Raw genomic sequence first — 15,661 nt, forward strand, 5'->3', positions numbered from 1 at the left:
AGGGGTAAATTATCTGTTACAATCCGCGGCCGTGGCAGTTCTTGTATTTCTTGCCCGAGCCACAGGGACAGGGGTCATTGCGGCCTACACGCGGGCCATTGTTGACAACAGGCGCGGTAGGCTTCTGGGCACCCTGACGTGCGGATGCGGCCTGTCGCTGCGCGGGATCGCCCGGCTCGCTTCCGCGTCCGGCACGGTAGTTGCTATAGTCATTGCGCATCTCAGGAGCGGCCTGCTTCATCTCGGGCACCGGACGCTGAGGCGCAGGGGCCGGTGCGGGTTCCTGAGGCTCGGACTGCTGATTCTGAGCCTGCTGAGCCGCACGTCGCTCTGAGCTGAGCTGCACGTCGGACACACGCTGTGCGGGCTGAGCCGGCTGACGTGGGGCGGGAGCGGGTTCCTGAGGACGCTGGGGGATGAATATCTGTCCGCGCATAAGGGCGGTAATCGCCTTTACGTTCATGGTGTTGATAGCGCTCTCAAAGAGGTGGAACGACTCTACCTTGTAGATTACCAGCGGATCCTTCTGCTCGTAGGATGCATTCTGCACCGACTGACGCAGCTGGTCGAGCTCGCGGAGGTGTTCTTTCCATACTTCGTCGATGGTAAGGAGTAGAATTGCCTTCTGCCACTCCTTGGCAATCGAGCGGCACTCGGTATCGTAGGCTGTCTGGACATCGGCGGGGATGTTGAACACACGGCGTCCGTCGGTAATTGGGACAAGGATGCGTCCCTTCGCGCCATGATTTTCCACGGCATCCTTTATCACGGGCCAAGTAATCTCGCAGATGCGGTCGGTACGACGCTGGAACGACTCGTTGACGGCAGCGAAAATCTTTTCGACGGCATCCTCCTTGGAAAGTTTCTTGAACTCATCCTCGGCAAAAGGAATCTCGATGGCGAATACCTTGAAAAGCTCCATCTTGAGCTCGCCGTATGCCTCGGGAGAGTCGTAATTGTTGACGAGATTCTCTACGGTGTCGTAAAGCATATTGTTGATATCTATGCCGATACGCTCGCCGAGGAGGGCGTGGTGGCGGCGGCCGTAGATATACTGACGCTGCTTGTTCATCACGTCGTCGTATTCGAGAAGACGCTTACGGATACCGAAGTTGTTTTCCTCGACGCGTTTCTGAGCATTCTCGATAGCCTTGTTGACCATAGAGCTCTCAATCATCTCGCCTTCCTGTATGCCCATGCGGTCGAGCATCTTGGTAACGCGGTCGGTGGCAAACAGACGCATGAGCTGATCCTCGAACGAAAGGTAGAACACCGACGAACCGGGGTCGCCCTGACGTCCGGAACGTCCACGCAGCTGACGGTCGACACGGCGCGACTCGTGGCGCTCGGTGCCGATGATGGCGAGACCGCCTACCTCCTTGCCTTTGGCGATGTCGGTATCCTTCATGTCCTTTACAGCCTGCGGGAGCTTGATGTCGGTACCACGGCCGGCCATATTGGTGGCGATGGTGACGGCACCGGGCAGACCGGCGAGGGCCACGATATCGGCTTCCTTCTGATGGAGCTTGGCGTTGAGCACCTGGTGGTCGATACGCTGCAGCTTGAGCATCTTGGAGAGGAGCTCGGAAATCTCGACCGAAGTGGTGCCGACAAGCACGGGGCGTCCAATCTTATGTAGACGCACAATCTCCTCGATGACGGCGTTGTATTTCTCACGCTTGGTCTTGTAGACACGGTCGTTCATGTCGATGCGGGCAATCGGCTTGTTGGTGGGGATTGTCACCACATCGAGCTTGTATATATCCCAGAACTCACCGGCCTCAGTCTCGGCGGTACCGGTCATGCCGGCGAGTTTGTGGTACATGCGGAAATAGTTCTGGAGAGTGATGGTAGCGAATGTCTGTGTGGCAGCCTCGACCTTCACGCCCTCTTTGGCCTCGATGGCCTGATGGAGTCCGTCGCTGTAGCGGCGTCCCTCCATGATACGTCCGGTCTGCTCGTCGACAATCTTGATTTTATTGTCGTCGATTACGTATTCCACATCCTTTTCAAAGAGTGTGTATGCCTTGAGGAGCTGGTTGACGGTGTGCACACGCTCGGCCTTTACGGCGTAATTGTCCATGAGGGCATCCTTCTTCTCCTGACGCAGTGCCGGTTCGAGCGACTGGTCGCCCTCGACCTCTGAAAGCTGAGCGGCAATATCCGGGAGTACGAAGAACTGGGGGTCCTGCGAGCGGCCGGTAAGTTCGTCGATACCCTTGTCGGTAAGGTCGACAGAGCGGTTTTTCTCGTCGATGACGAAATAAAGGGGCTCGACAGCCTTGGGCATCTCGCGGCTGTTGTCCTGGAGATAGTAGCCCTCGGTCTCGAGGAGAAGCGGCTTCATGCCTTCCTGAGAGAGGAACTTGATGAGCGGGGAATATTTAGGAAGACCCTTGTATGCTCGGAACAGGGCGAGAGCGCCTGCCTTGCGCACTTCCTTGTCGGAGCTTGGAATCTTCTCCTTGGCTTCCTGGAGAAGCTGTCCGACGAGACGGCGCTGGGCGTTGTAGACATTCTCGACATTGTGTTTGAATTCGTTGAAGAGCTGGTCGTCGCCCTTAGGCACCGGACCGGATATGATAAGAGGAGTACGGGCGTCGTCGATAAGCACCGAGTCGACCTCATCGACAATTGCATAATAGTGCTTGCGCTGCACGAGGTCCTGGGGCGACATGGCCATATTGTCGCGGAGGTAGTCGAAACCGAACTCGTTGTTGGTGCCGAATGTGATGTCGCACGCATATGCCTTGCGACGGGCTGCGGAGTTGGGCTCGTGCTTGTCGATACAGTCGACTGTCTGGCCATGGAACATGTAAAGCGGACCCATCCACTCGGAGTCGCGCTTTGAGAGGTAGTCGTTGACGGTGACAACATGCACGCCGCGTCCGGTGAGTGAGCGGAGGAATACGGGCAGTGTGGCCACGAGGGTCTTGCCCTCGCCGGTAGCCATCTCGGCAATCTTGCCCTGGTGGAGCACGATACCGCCAATGAGCTGTACGTCGTAGTGTACCATGTCCCAGGTGACTTCGTTGCCGCCGGCAATCCAGTGGTTCTTGTATATCGCTTTGTCGCCCTCGATGGTAACGAAGTCGCGGCCCTGACCTGCAAACTCACGGTCGGTGTCGGTAGCTGTCACTTCGATGGTCTCGTTGGCAGCGAATCGTGCGGCAGTCTCGCGCATTGCGGCGAATACTGTCGGGAGCACTCTGTCGAGTTCTTTCTCGTATGTCTCAAGAATATTCTTCTCGCGCTGGTCTACCTCGTCCCATAGAGGCTGACGTTCCTCGAAGGGGAGGCTTTCGATACGTCCCTTTATCTCCTCGATGGCGGCGGTATCGGCCTCGACGGCCTTAGCCAGTCCGGCCTTAATGTCGGTTATCGTCTGGCGCAACTCATCGTTGGTGAGCTCCTTCATCTTTGGCCCGAGCGCATTAATCTCGTTGACAATAGGCTGAATCTCCTTCAGGTCGCGCTGCGACTTATTGCCAAATATTTTATTAAGTACTGAAATGAATGACATTTATAGTGATTGTTTTATTTTCGGTTATGAATCAATATCCACATGCCTTTATAGTAGCGGATACTGTAGGAATAAATAGGCGGAAGAGAGGCTGAAAGAATCATTTGCGCTTCAGCGGCAAGGCCGGAAGCTCAGTAGCGTTAGGCGAGCGTATGCGCAACACGCGCGCTACGGTAGGGGCTATCGAGCGTGCGTCGACAGGGGCCGAAATGCGGTCGGCGGCCAAGTCGGGACTAAGGAAGAAAGCGGGTGCTGAGATAAGGCCGGTACGCACAGTGGTGCGCTCCTCTTTCTGTGTAGTAGGATTAATGCTTACAATCTCCCACCCCGGATTTACCTCGACAATAACGTCGCCGGCGTAGTCGGCCACGGTATTTCTTTTAAGGGCTGCGGCATTATTGCCGGCCTTCCCGGCCACGACATCGTCGATAGTCCAGGCGCCGCTCACGCCGCTCATGCGTATGAGGAATGAAGCAGCGTCCTCGCGCACCTCGCGTATGTCGAGGTCGTGCTGTTTTATCAGTTCTTTATTAAGGAACAGATGTCCGTTGTGGTATCCGCTTACCCACTCTCCGTTGCCGTGCCGGGCCATCAGATAGACATTGAGGAGGGACATTGCCTTGCGTGCCGAGAACTCGCCGTTGGGTATACCCCAGCGGTCGTCGTCGCGCTTGTCGGAGGGTGCGGCGGGAGTACCGGTAAGGAATATGAATGTATTGCCCAGGCCTACAGTACCGTCGATTACTTGAAACAGGCGTGCGAGGTCGGCGTCAAGGCGCAGGTAGGTATCCATTGTCTCCAGACGGTGGTCGGAGTCCTTTGCTTTGGCGAAGGGGCACACTGTGTAGCCAATGTTGAGCATATCGATGGCGCCGCGTGTGCCGAGCTTGAGTCCACGGATATATTCGGCGGCGATATCGGTCACTTCGGTATTTGCAGGAGCCGAAGTCTTGAAGTTGCGGAAACGGTCTACGTCGTTGTGCTGGAATAGATGGCGGAAGGGATAGTACTTCTTGTAGGCGGGAAGGTCGGGATACTGCTCGGGCTTCATGAGCGGACGCCACGCGAGTGTGTCGAGACGCGCGGGGAGCGGCTTGGCGAAGTTGCGTGCCTGTATCGGCTGGGGCACATCCTTGTAGTAGGTGGTGGTAGCCCATCGTCCGGTCACGTCGTTGAGCCAGAAGGCGCTGTTGCCGGCATGTCCGGCAAGAATGATAGACTGCGCGGGCTGCGGGGCGATTGAGTATACACTGCCTATACCTCCGCCGTCGATGCGCACCTCGTCGCTGAGAGTACTTACCCGCACGGCCTTGGGAGAATATGTCTCGTCGGTGTAATTGCCGATTTTCTCGGGGTCAAGCACTATGGAATGCTCGCGGCGGCCGGCATTGTCGTAGACATATGTGGCGGGGATACCGTTGACGGAAGCCGATGCTCCACTATATATTATAGCGGTGGCTGCGGCCGGGTCGACGTATGTGCCGAAATCAACGTTGTCGAGCATCACCCCGTCGCGCATAAGGCGTCGGAATCCGTCGGGCCCGAAGTATCCCTTGAGCAGGTCGATATAGTCCTCGCGCAAACCGTCGACAACGATACCCACCACCAGCTTGGGACGCGGCGACGGCGCCTGGGCAGCCAATGTCAGGCTGACCATCGAGGCCACGAGAAGGGTGGCAAGACGTATGGTTATGCTTGTATCTGTTTTTTTGCGCATGAGGCGTATATGATGTAAATGTAGCGTGCTGAGAGAATCATATCTGCCGCTATAAGAGGCCAGAAAGCCTCATTTGCGGACTGGCCTGTGAACGGCCACAGCATACATAACAAAAATAATGCCACAAAGTTAACAATTTCATATAATAATACCAACCTGACGCATTTTTTTATGTACACGCATGCCGGAACAATGAAGCAGAGCGGGTTAAGCCACACAATCAGCCAGTTGGGCGATGTGGCCTCATGGACTGATATGAACACGAGGAATGCGAGCAGACATCCTGCCAGGCCTGCCACTGACATAAATATGATGTCGACCCAACGGCTGACACGACGACGGCGTATGTCGGCAACGGCGCACAGGATCACTCCGGCGAGTATGTAGAGCGACACTGCCATCGGGGTCAGAGGCCATGGCGTAGGACCCTGCGGGCCACCCGTGCCACGTCCGGCATATCTCACCGGAGAATCCGCCACAAGTGATTGGCCGGCAATGCGTGCCGTAGGGAGCATGTCGATGAGCAGATGAGGGGCAAACGCCTTCTCATGCTCGCTTATCGGATAGTCTATGCCACTGCCAAGGGCAAGGTCTATGCCGAACTGGTACCATGGATAGTTGCGGTGGTAGTGGCGCATGGCGTCGCGGAACGACCATCCGTCGGTATATCCCGGCGCCTGCATGGCCACAGTGTCGCCGACGGCATCCTCGACGAGCCCGAACAGACGCGTCGAGCAGTTGTCTTTCACATAATTATATCGGTACACCCGTTTATCGGGCATCAGGTTGCGGCTCAGCAGCTCGAGCAAAGCTGACGTCTCTCCGGCGTCAAGGGCAATCGGGTATTCGACCACTTCGCGTCCGTCGCGCACGTAACTTTCGAGGAATATGCTGAAGGGATAAGCAGCCACCATGTAGTCGGTCTCCCCCTTGACGAAACGGTATATGAAGTTGGGCGAATCGAAATCGAAAATGCCATAGTTGACAGCCAGGTCGCGCCCGTCGGGGAGCACCACACGCATGGCGGCATGTCCCTCAAGCTCGTAGACATTGCTGCCAGGAGAACATATGACGAAACTTACCCTTGCCGAGTCGCTAACCGCAGGAGCGGCAAAGACACAGCACAGGGCACAAAGGCAAAAAGATAAGGCTAAAAAAAATCTCTTCATATCACACTTTATCGCATATGCGGCTATAGAGCCTGCATGGCAAGAATTTGCTGAAGTATGGCCACGGCCTCCTCGACAGTGGGCACATCGGAAATGAGCATGCTGCGTTTCTCCCCCTTTTGGCGGAGCTGGGCGCGGCGCGGATTGGCCTGCAGGTAGCCCAGACAGCGTCCGAACATCGGCGACTGGTAGTAGGCGCGGTTGGTCTCGTCGACAAAATAGAGATACATGCGCCCCTGCTTTAGCATCACACGCTCTATGCCGAGGCTCTGTGCGAGGCGACGCAGACGCGGTATACGCAACAGCTCGGCAGTAACGCGCGGAATCTTTCCGAAACGGTCCTCAAGGCGCAGACGGAACTGCTGCAGGTCGAGCTCGCGCTCTATGCCGTCGAGCTCCTTGTAGAGCGATATGCGCTCGCTCTCCTGCGGCACATATTCGGGCGGGAGCAGCAGTTCGAGGTCGCTCTCCACCGTACAGTCGGCCACGAACTCGTCGGCGGCATCCTTGCCGGGAGTGTCGGCAGGGTCGGAAAGCACGTCGGCGAACTCCTGTGTCTTGAGTTCGAGCACGGCCTCGCGCAATATGCGCTGGTAGGTCTCGTAGCCGAGGTCGGCGATGAATCCCGACTGCTCGGCCCCGAGGAGATTGCCCGCGCCACGGATATCGAGGTCCTGCATGGCGATATGTATGCCGCTGCCCAGTTCGCTGAAGCTCTCTATAGCCTGCAGACGGCGTCGCGCCACGGGAGTAAGCGGATTGCCGGCCGGCACAAACAGATAGCAGAACGCCTTGCGCGACGAGCGCCCTACCCTGCCTCGCAGCTGATGCAACTCACTGAGACCGAAGTTCTGGGCATTGTTGATGATGATGGTATTGACATTGGGCATGTCGATACCGCTCTCTATGATGGTTGTGGCGAGGAGCACGTCGTAGTCGTGGTTGGCGAAGTCGATAATCGCCTTCTCCAGTTTTTCGGGCGGCATCTGGCCGTGGGCCACGATGGTGCGGGCGTCGGGCACAAGACGATGAATCATCTTCTCAAGCTCGTAGAGCCCCTCGATGCGGTGGTTGACGAAGAATACCTGGCCGCCGCGCGACATCTCGAAATTTATGGCCTCGCTCACGGTATCGTCGCCCATGACGCTCACACCGGTGAGAATCGGATATCGGTTGGCCGGCGGAGTGTTGATGGCCGAGAGGTCGCGCGCGCCCATCAGGGAGAACTGCAGGGTGCGCGGTATGGGTGTAGCCGACATGGTGAGTGTGTCGACGTTTACTTTCAGCTGTTTCAGGCGCTCCTTCACGGCGACGCCGAATTTCTGTTCCTCGTCAACAATGAGCAGTCCGAGGTCCTTGAACTTCACCGACTTTCCGATGAGTTTGTGAGTGCCTATGAGGATGTCGATTTTCCCTTCGGCAAGATCGGCGAGTATCTGGCGTGTCTCCTTGGCGGTACGTGCGCGCGACAGGTAGTCGACACGCACGGGAAAATCCTTGAGGCGCTCGGAGAATGTGTTGAAATGCTGATAGGCGAGCACGGTGGTAGGCACGAGCACAGCGGTCTGCTTGCCGTCGGTGGCTGCCTTGAATGCGGCACGGATGGCAACCTCGGTCTTGCCGAAGCCAACGTCGCCACACACAAGACGGTCCATCGGACGCGGCGACTCCATATCGCGCTTTACAGCCTGTGTGGCAGTAAGCTGGTCGGGGGTGTCCTCGTAGATAAACGATGCCTCAAGCTCGTTTTGCAGATAGGAATCGGGTGAGAACGCAAAACCCTTCTCGTCCTTGCGGGCGGCATAGAGCTTTATGAGGTCGCGTGCTATATCCTTGAGCTTGCTCTTGGTGCGCTCCTTCATCTTGCCCCAGGCTCCCGAGCCGAGACGGTTGATGCGCGGCTCGGCCCCCTCCTTGCCGCGATATTTCGACAGTTTGTGGAGAGAGTGAATACTTACCAGGAGTATGTCGTTGTTGAGATATACGAGCTTGATCATCTCCTGCATGCGCCCGTTGACCTCGGTGCGGATAAGGCCGCCGAATTTGCCCACGCCATGGTCGACGTGGACTATGTAGTCGCCTACCTCAATCTGGCCGAGTTCCTTGAGCGAGAGGGCCACCTTGCCTGAGCGAGCACGGTCGCTGCGCAGGCTGTACTTGTGGAAACGGTCGAATATCTGGTGGTCGGTAAATACGCAGATTTTTGTCTTATGGTCGACAAAGCCTTCGTGTACGGTCGATATTACGGGGGTGAACACTATGCCGCTGTCGCCTCGGTCGGCGAATATGGCGCGCAGACGTTCTATCTGCTTCTCGCTGTCGGAGAGCACATATATGGTGTAGCCGTCGGCAATGAAGCGCGAGAAGGAGTCGGAAATAAGGTCGAAGTTCTTATGATATATCCCCTGGGGAGTGCAGCCGAAACGTATCACCGGCGCATCGGGGGCATCGCTGTCGGGGGTGATGTCGGCGGCCGAAGTGAAGCGCATCTGCCTCATGCCCGCAATCGCCGCGGCGAAAGAGTCGGGGTCGACAACCTGCCTGAGAGCGTCGGCGTCGCCTTCCTCGGCAATCGCGGCACTGGTGCTGAAAGTGTCGGCGGCCACGGCGCGTACTCGCTCAAGGGTAAACCTTACGTCGCGCGCCCAGACAATCGTGTCAGGGCCTACGAAGTCGAGCAGCGACACGGATGACGATGCAGCCCGGGGCGAAACATCGGCAGTGACCGAGATTTCAGAAAGCGAGCGCTCCGACAGCTGGGTCTCTACGTTGAATGTGCGTATCGTCTCTATCTCGTCGCCAAAAAAGTCGATGCGGAACGGCTGCTCCGAGCTGTAGCCGAATATGTCGAGGATAGAGCCTCGGATGGCGAAGGTGCCCGGCTCGTATACATAGTCGACCTCCTTGAATCCGTTGTCGCGGAGCCAGCGGGCGGTGTCGGTCAAATCGACCGAACCGTTTTTACGCAGGGTCATAGTGCTGCGTTCCACCACCCCCCGGTCGGCCACCTTCTCGGCAAGGGCCTCGGGATATGTCACCACATAGCGCAGGGCCGGGTCAACGGCCCATCGGTTAAGCACTTCGGTGCGCATAATCTGCGAAGGGGGGTCGACCTGCCCGTATTTTATGGCTCGCTTGTAGCCGCTGGGCATCATCAGCACGGCCTCTTCGCCGAGCACACGGGAGAGGTCGTGGTAAAGGTAGCCGGCATCGTCGAGCGAATCGCCGATTACAATCATCGGACTGCGGGGGGCATCCTTCCCGCAGGCAGCCACAGCCGCCATCACCATAGGGGCCGAGGAGCCGGCAAGTCCGCCGAGGCGGCATACACGTATCGAGGAGTCGTCAAGCGCGCTGTCGAGAGCCTTCCTCCGCGAGGGGGTAAGAATGCGCGCGCACAGCTGTTCGAGATCCATTTACTTCTTATCTTTAGCAGGCTTCACCGGAGCCAGTATCTCTTTATAACGCAAAGGATTGGAGAGAACGGCCGAGGCCGAGTCGACAGCATTGTCGTGGCGCAGCGACTGGGCCACCTGACCGCGCTGATAGTAATAGCGCTTTACCAGTTCGGAGGCAAGGATATCGTCGATATCGCGTCGGTTGTTGTCGAGGTCGTGGCCGAGGTCGTGGCGCAGCAGACCTTCGAGGATATCAATCTGCTTGCGAGTGGAGTCGGTCATGTAGCCCTCGCTCTCGGCGACTTTGCGGAGATTCTGCACCATCTGCTCGCACACCTTGTCGTACTCAAACTTTGTCGGGTCGATAAAAGCCTTGAACTCGTTGAAGATAGTGTCGGTAACGTCAAACTGCTCTGGCGCGGGGATGGTGGGATGAGTGGCTGCATAGCGTGTGGCAAAGTCAAACGCCCAATGGTCGCTTACTATATTATATGTAAGACGGTTGATTTCGGGATACTCCACCTTGATGTCGGGGGTGATGCCGCCGCCGTCGCGCACGATGCGGCCATGCTGTGTGGCAAACTCGTTGGTAAGCGAGTCGGGAGTGCGCGCCACGGAGCCGTCGGGATTGCGGCGGGAGTAGTCGATGGCCTGGATAAGGCGTCCGCTGGGCAGATAGTATTTACCGGTAGTCACCTTGAACATGCCGTCGTAAGGAATGGGGCGAGTGCCCTGCACCAGTCCTTTGCCGAAAGAACGACTGCCGATGATTACTGCACGGTCCATGTCCTGTAGCGCTCCGGCGGTGATTTCGGCCGCAGAGGCCGACGAGCCGTCGATGAGCACCACGATGGGCAGGTCGGTGTCGATAGGCGCCGACGTGGTCTTGTAGACCTTCTCGTTGAGAAGCCCCTTGCCGCGGGTGCGTATCACCTCGGTATTCTTCGGCACGAAATAGCTCACAATCTTCACGGCTGACTCAAGCAGTCCGCCGGGGTTGCCGCGCAGGTCGAGAATCAGCGACTTCATGGCCGGATTTTTCATCAGTTCAAGCAGTGCATTGCGCACGTCGGCCGCCGATTTGTCGGTAAACTGCGTGAGGTAGATATAGCCGGTGTTGTCGCTCACCATGCCGTAGTAGGGCACCGAGGGGAGCTGTATCTTGCTGCGCACGAGGTCGAACTTCAATATCGAGTCGGGGCCGTTGTAGGGGCGTTTGACCGTGATGGTCAACGGGGTGCCGGCCTCACCTTTCAGACGGTTGCTCACCTGGGAGTTGTGCCATGTGAGCACGGTGTCGGCATCGATGGCCACAATAAGGTCGCCGGCCTTCAGCCCTGCTTTCTGCGATGGTGTGCCCTCGTAGGGCTCGGATATGAATATCCCCCTGCCGGGTATCTCGGTAATCACGGCGCCTATGCCGCCATACTCGCCCGAGGTCATCATGGCGAGGTCCTCCTGCTCGGAGGCGGGGTAATACTCGGTATACGGGTCAATGTCGTTGAGCATCGCCGCTATTGCGGTGTTAATCGACTTTTCGGCATCGATGGAGTCGACATAATTGGTCTGCAACTCCTTGAAAACGGATGTGAATATGTCGATGCTGCGTGAGATATCAGTCTTGGGGCTGCGTGTGTCGGCCGAAGCGGCTGTGATTACCAGTGCCACTCCCAGACATCCTGCTGCGAGCCTGTTGAAACGGTGATTGCGTGGAGATAACTTCATTCGAGGCAAAATTGAGGCGCTAAGTTACTTATTTTATTTCAGAGATTGCTCCCTATGCTATGATAATTATAACAATCAATTCCTAATTTTGTCTAATTCCATTGAAAATATATCATGCTTAACATAGCTATAACGCACTCCGGTTCCACCAATATAGTGTACACACCGCAACAGTGAGTCTTCAATCAATAAATCCGTAATTAGATGGCGTTGGCTGTCATATCCCTATTGCAGAGCGATTGTCTTGCGATACGGAAAAACAAAGAAATCATGGCGCTATTTATCGTTTTTTAATTGCAAAATTTCAGATTTAAGAATAAATAACTTACTTTTGCATCATCTAACCTAAGTTTTTTAATGATTATGAAAAAATCTATACTCTTTCTTTATCTGGGAAGTTCATTAACAGCACTATCGGCCAACGATGTATATCAGACACCTAACACAGGCACTGTATATTCCTTTGCCGACCTTGCAAAGATTGAGGATTCGGGTGTGACACAACTCGACGACAATACATTCAGTCTGAGCAAGGATATCGATATACTTGACCAGGACGGTCTGGTGCTTGACAACAATGCCACCCTGCGTATGGGAGCCGACATCCTCGTGAGAATGTATGGCGGCAATAATAATTTTGCGCCAGCCGATACAGCAACAATCATGCCCACCGAAGAGGGTATCAAACCCAAAGGGATACATTTCCTCGACACTTCCGTGCCTCAGACGGTGAAACATGTGCGCTTCGAGGGAGCCGGTCTGCGCCTGGGCGCCCCGGCAGGTGTAACGGTCGAGAGCTGCTCGTTTATCGAACACAATACCCGCATAGGCAATTATGCCATCGGATTTGTGGCGTCGAGCATCAACAACGCAGTGCGCAACTGCTACTTCTACCGCACGCATCTGTCGGCAATCGGCGCAGGCTCGAATCTGGCCGCCGGTGTAGTCATCGAGGACAATGTGTTTGAGGACTGCTCGACCGACAACCGCAACTATCCCGTGATTAACGAGACTCCTGCGGCCGACAATGGTGCGATAATAATACGCCGAAATACCATCTATGGCGGAAAACGCACACTCCCCGGAGCAATATCCGTGTCAAACATGCTGTCCATGATAGGCAACCACCGGATTGAAATCGAGGATAACTATATGGACAACAGCCGATATGGCATAAACATCCTCGGCAACTACATGAACGTTAAAATCAAGGGTAACGAGATTATAAACTGCCATTATGAGACCAACGCCATGAACGGCGGCTCGGGCATTACCGTAAATTCGACCTCCGACTCCAATCCTACATCCGTATACGTCGAGGGCAACACAATCGACGGTTGCCTCTGGGGAGCCACCATCATCGGAAAAACACGGGCCAACTTCGGAAATAATGCCGACGCCTCTTCGTCAGACTACAATCCCGGCGGCAATGTGTTTGCCAACAACGGCAACTGCGGCAAGGCTCCGGCCGGCGCCGAGAATGCGTGGGACCCAGCTATACCCTACGATTTATACAACAACACGGCGCTTACCATCTATGCCCAAGGCAACACGTGGGGCGGCGCCGACCAGTCGGCCGAAGAGATTGAGAAAAGAATCTACCACAAGGCCGACAACAGCGCGCTCGGCGAAGTAGTATATCTACCTGCCGGCGGCGTAGCAGGCATTACCGAAATAGAAACTCCCGACTTCTCTATCAGCGTATCGGGCGCCGGCAGATTCTCTGTCAACGGTGTCGATGCCACTACTCCAGTCGTGGTCTACGACCTTAGCGGTATCCGCCTCTTCAACGGAACTGCAGGCCAAGAGATAACCACCAGCCATCGCGGAGCCGCGATAGTGACAGTCGTCGGTAAATCCGTGCGTATACTCCTATAATATTTGTTGCATTCATATAAGTATAAACAGTAATCGGCCATACGGGCGAATCCGTATGGCCGATTACTGTTTGCTTGTGACATGGGGGCGGAAGTCCTGACTTAAAAAATTAGCAGGAGTGGAGGACGCGCCATATTATACACCAACCGGTGGAGGGGGTCAGCGAATCACGATTTCGTCGAGGAACATGAAGTGGGAGCGGTTGAAGGCCTGGTAGCGCACATAGCGTGCTTCGGCCGAGCCGGTCCAGCCGTAGTTGCGGAACGATACTCCGGAATCTTCCTTAGGCTCATGCTCGATTACAGCAAGCGGAGTAAAATCGGTGCCGTTGTCGGAAACCGATATCACCACCTTGACCGGGAACCATACGTCGGGGCCACAAATCTGCATGAAGTCAGCGCCGATATACGAGAGTTTCTCCTTACGCTCCAGGTCGACAGTGACATCAAGGGCGCGATCGGTAGAGTCGTTGAAGAAACCCTGCCAGCGGAAATCATTGTAGTTCCATCCGCCGCGCAGACCGTCGGTGAGTGTCTTGGCCTCAGCTGCAGGATAGCTCTTCGACCAATTGCAATCGTTGTACACGACGTTTTTGTTCAAGGCAAGATGGCTTACAGGCGCCAGCGCTTCCTTGCGATTACCTACCTCGGAGCGCATGTCGAACACATTGTATCCGTCGCGGGCGAGACGGTCGTTTGCGGCAAGCGCACGAGTGTAGAAGTTGTCGTACTCTTTGAGCGACTGCGGAGTCCATGCCACTTCGGCCAATGCAAGCAATCGGGGATACAGCATGTATTCGGCATGGTCGTCGGTAGCGATATATTCGGTAAACAGAGTGGCCTCCACACCCTTTATATGCTCCTTGACATCCACCGACAGAGAGTCGGGAGCCGGGTCGAAGCTGTAGACAAGCTCAAGAGGCAGGTATCCGCCTATGGCCTCGGGCTGTGTGGCCGGAGCATCCTGATAACCGTCGAAATAGCAGAAACGGCCCGGGGCCATCACTGTGGCATGGCCGGCTGAGGCAGCCTTGACACCCGGCTCGAATCCGCGCCACGACAGCACGGCGGCGCCCGGAGCCACGCCTCCCTCCATTATCTCGTCCCAGCCAAGAAGCGTGCGCCCTTTCGAGTCGAGGTAGCGGTCGATACGGTGGATGAGATAGCTCTGCAGACCGTCGACATCCTTTATACCCTCACTGGCCATACGCGCGGTGCACTTCGGACACTTTTTCCAGGCATCCTTGGCGGCCTCGTCGCCACCTATATGTATATACTCCGAAGGGAACACCTCGATTACCTCGTCGAGCACATTCTGAAGGAACTCGTACGTGGCCTCATTGCCCGGACAGAATTCATGATGCTTGTAAGGCTCGCCGGTACACGACAGTTCGGGATATGCGGCAAGCACCTCGGCCGAATGTCCCGGCATCTCGATTTCGGGGATGACGGTGATATAGCGATCGGCGGCATACCGGATTATCTCGCGCAGATCGTCCTTGGTGTAGAATCCACCGGTAGCCTCAGGGTCGGTAGCCTCGCAATATTTGTTGTCCCAGTTTTTCCATGAGCCACCCTTGCGCCACGCGGCAAACTCGGTAAGGCGCGGATAGCGGTCGATCTGCATGCGCCAACCGGCGGCATCGGTAAGATGCAGGTGCAGCCGGTTGAGTTTAAGCGCAGCCATGGCATCAATCTGCTTCTTGATGAAATTCTTGTCGCGGAAGTTGCGGCTCACGTCAATCATAAGTCCGCGGTACTGAAAACGCGGATAGTCCACGATGCTGCATTCAGGTATCTTGCCATCATAGGTGTCGGCAAGCTGTGCGAGAGAATGCGCGGCATAAAACAGTCCGGCGGCCGATGTGGCGCGGGCGTGCACACCGTCACCGGCAATGTCGAGCACATATCCCTCGGGCGAACTGTCGCCGGGCAGAGAGTCGACAATCGAGAATTCAATTCTGCCGCGGCTCTTCCCGGCAGGGCTGTCGGCCACACCAAAGCGGCTGTCCATATATTCCGAAATGCGGTCGCGCTCGGAGGCCGGGACTCCGGAATATGACACGGATATACCTTTGGCGATATCAAAGCATGCCTGTCGGCTATCTTTCATATCAATACTCACAGGGCGAGGCAATATGCCTCCGGCTGCAATCTGCGGAGAGTCGGCGGCTTCGGCCCCCGCCCATCCGATACCTACGGCCAATGCCGTCATTGCAGCGAAAAGATTAGTTTTATTCATGATAATATTA

The 15,661-nt window shown here is 56.0% G+C and carries 7 protein-coding genes; 1 reads left to right on the forward strand and 6 read right to left on the reverse strand.

Annotated features, from left to right (window positions below):
• Window positions 1–16 precede the first annotated feature (16 nt).
• The 5 genes from secA to ADH68_RS01145 form a co-directional block, all read right to left on the reverse strand.
• On the reverse strand, window positions 17–3,523 hold the full coding sequence (secA, locus tag ADH68_RS01125; RefSeq protein WP_068960155.1) for a preprotein translocase subunit SecA: 3,507 nt from the start codon (window positions 3,521–3,523) through the stop codon (window positions 17–19).
• Window positions 3,524–3,623: 100 nt separating this feature from the next.
• A complete protein-coding gene (locus tag ADH68_RS01130; protein WP_068960154.1) occupies window positions 3,624–5,240 on the reverse strand; it encodes an alkaline phosphatase family protein in 1,617 nt (538 codons plus the stop codon).
• On the reverse strand, window positions 5,213–6,409 hold the full coding sequence (locus tag ADH68_RS01135; RefSeq protein ID WP_084273942.1) for a lipoprotein N-acyltransferase Lnb domain-containing protein: 1,197 nt from the start codon (window positions 6,407–6,409) through the stop codon (window positions 5,213–5,215). Before ADH68_RS01135 ends, ADH68_RS01130 begins: the two co-directional genes overlap by 28 nt.
• Window positions 6,410–6,432: 23 nt before the next feature.
• Entirely contained in the window at window positions 6,433–9,825 is a 3,393-nt protein-coding gene (gene mfd, locus ADH68_RS01140) for a transcription-repair coupling factor (protein ID WP_068960152.1), read from the reverse strand.
• Window positions 9,826–11,532, reverse strand: coding sequence for a S41 family peptidase (locus tag ADH68_RS01145; protein ID WP_068960151.1), 1,707 nt, complete (start codon window positions 11,530–11,532; stop codon window positions 9,826–9,828).
• Window positions 11,533–11,895: 363 nt separating this feature from the next.
• On the opposite strand from ADH68_RS01145, the gene ADH68_RS01150 reads away from it, so the two are divergent.
• Window positions 11,896–13,410: a right-handed parallel beta-helix repeat-containing protein gene (locus tag ADH68_RS01150; protein WP_133165667.1), complete on the forward strand. Its 1,515-nt coding sequence runs from the start codon at window positions 11,896–11,898 to the stop codon at window positions 13,408–13,410.
• 159 nt (window positions 13,411–13,569) lie between these two features.
• Here the strand turns inward: ADH68_RS01150 and ADH68_RS01155 are convergent, their stop codons facing one another.
• Complete coding sequence (locus tag ADH68_RS01155; protein ID WP_068960149.1) at window positions 13,570–15,651, reverse strand: beta-N-acetylhexosaminidase; 2,082 nt, start codon at window positions 15,649–15,651, stop codon at window positions 13,570–13,572.
• Between the last annotated feature and the right edge of the window lie 10 nt (window positions 15,652–15,661).

Origin of the sequence: Muribaculum intestinale (assembly GCF_002201515.1) — a bacterium.
In the GTDB taxonomy this organism is placed as follows: domain Bacteria; phylum Bacteroidota; class Bacteroidia; order Bacteroidales; family Muribaculaceae; genus Muribaculum; species Muribaculum intestinale.

Excerpts from the sequence above, each read along its gene's own strand:
- secA (WP_068960155.1), bottom strand. The coding sequence starts at position 3,523 with ATGTCATTCATTTCAGTACTTAATAAAATATTTGGCAATAAGTCGCAG.
- ADH68_RS01130 (WP_068960154.1), bottom strand. The coding sequence starts at position 5,240 with ATGCGCAAAAAAACAGATACAAGCATAACCATACGTCTTGCCACCCTT.
- ADH68_RS01135 (WP_084273942.1), bottom strand. The coding sequence starts at position 6,409 with ATGAAGAGATTTTTTTTAGCCTTATCTTTTTGCCTTTGTGCCCTGTGC.
- mfd (WP_068960152.1), bottom strand. The coding sequence starts at position 9,825 with ATGGATCTCGAACAGCTGTGCGCGCGCATTCTTACCCCCTCGCGGAGG.
- ADH68_RS01145 (WP_068960151.1), bottom strand. The coding sequence starts at position 11,532 with ATGAAGTTATCTCCACGCAATCACCGTTTCAACAGGCTCGCAGCAGGA.
- ADH68_RS01150 (WP_133165667.1), top strand. The coding sequence starts at position 11,896 with ATGAAAAAATCTATACTCTTTCTTTATCTGGGAAGTTCATTAACAGCA.
- ADH68_RS01155 (WP_068960149.1), bottom strand. The coding sequence starts at position 15,651 with ATGAATAAAACTAATCTTTTCGCTGCAATGACGGCATTGGCCGTAGGT.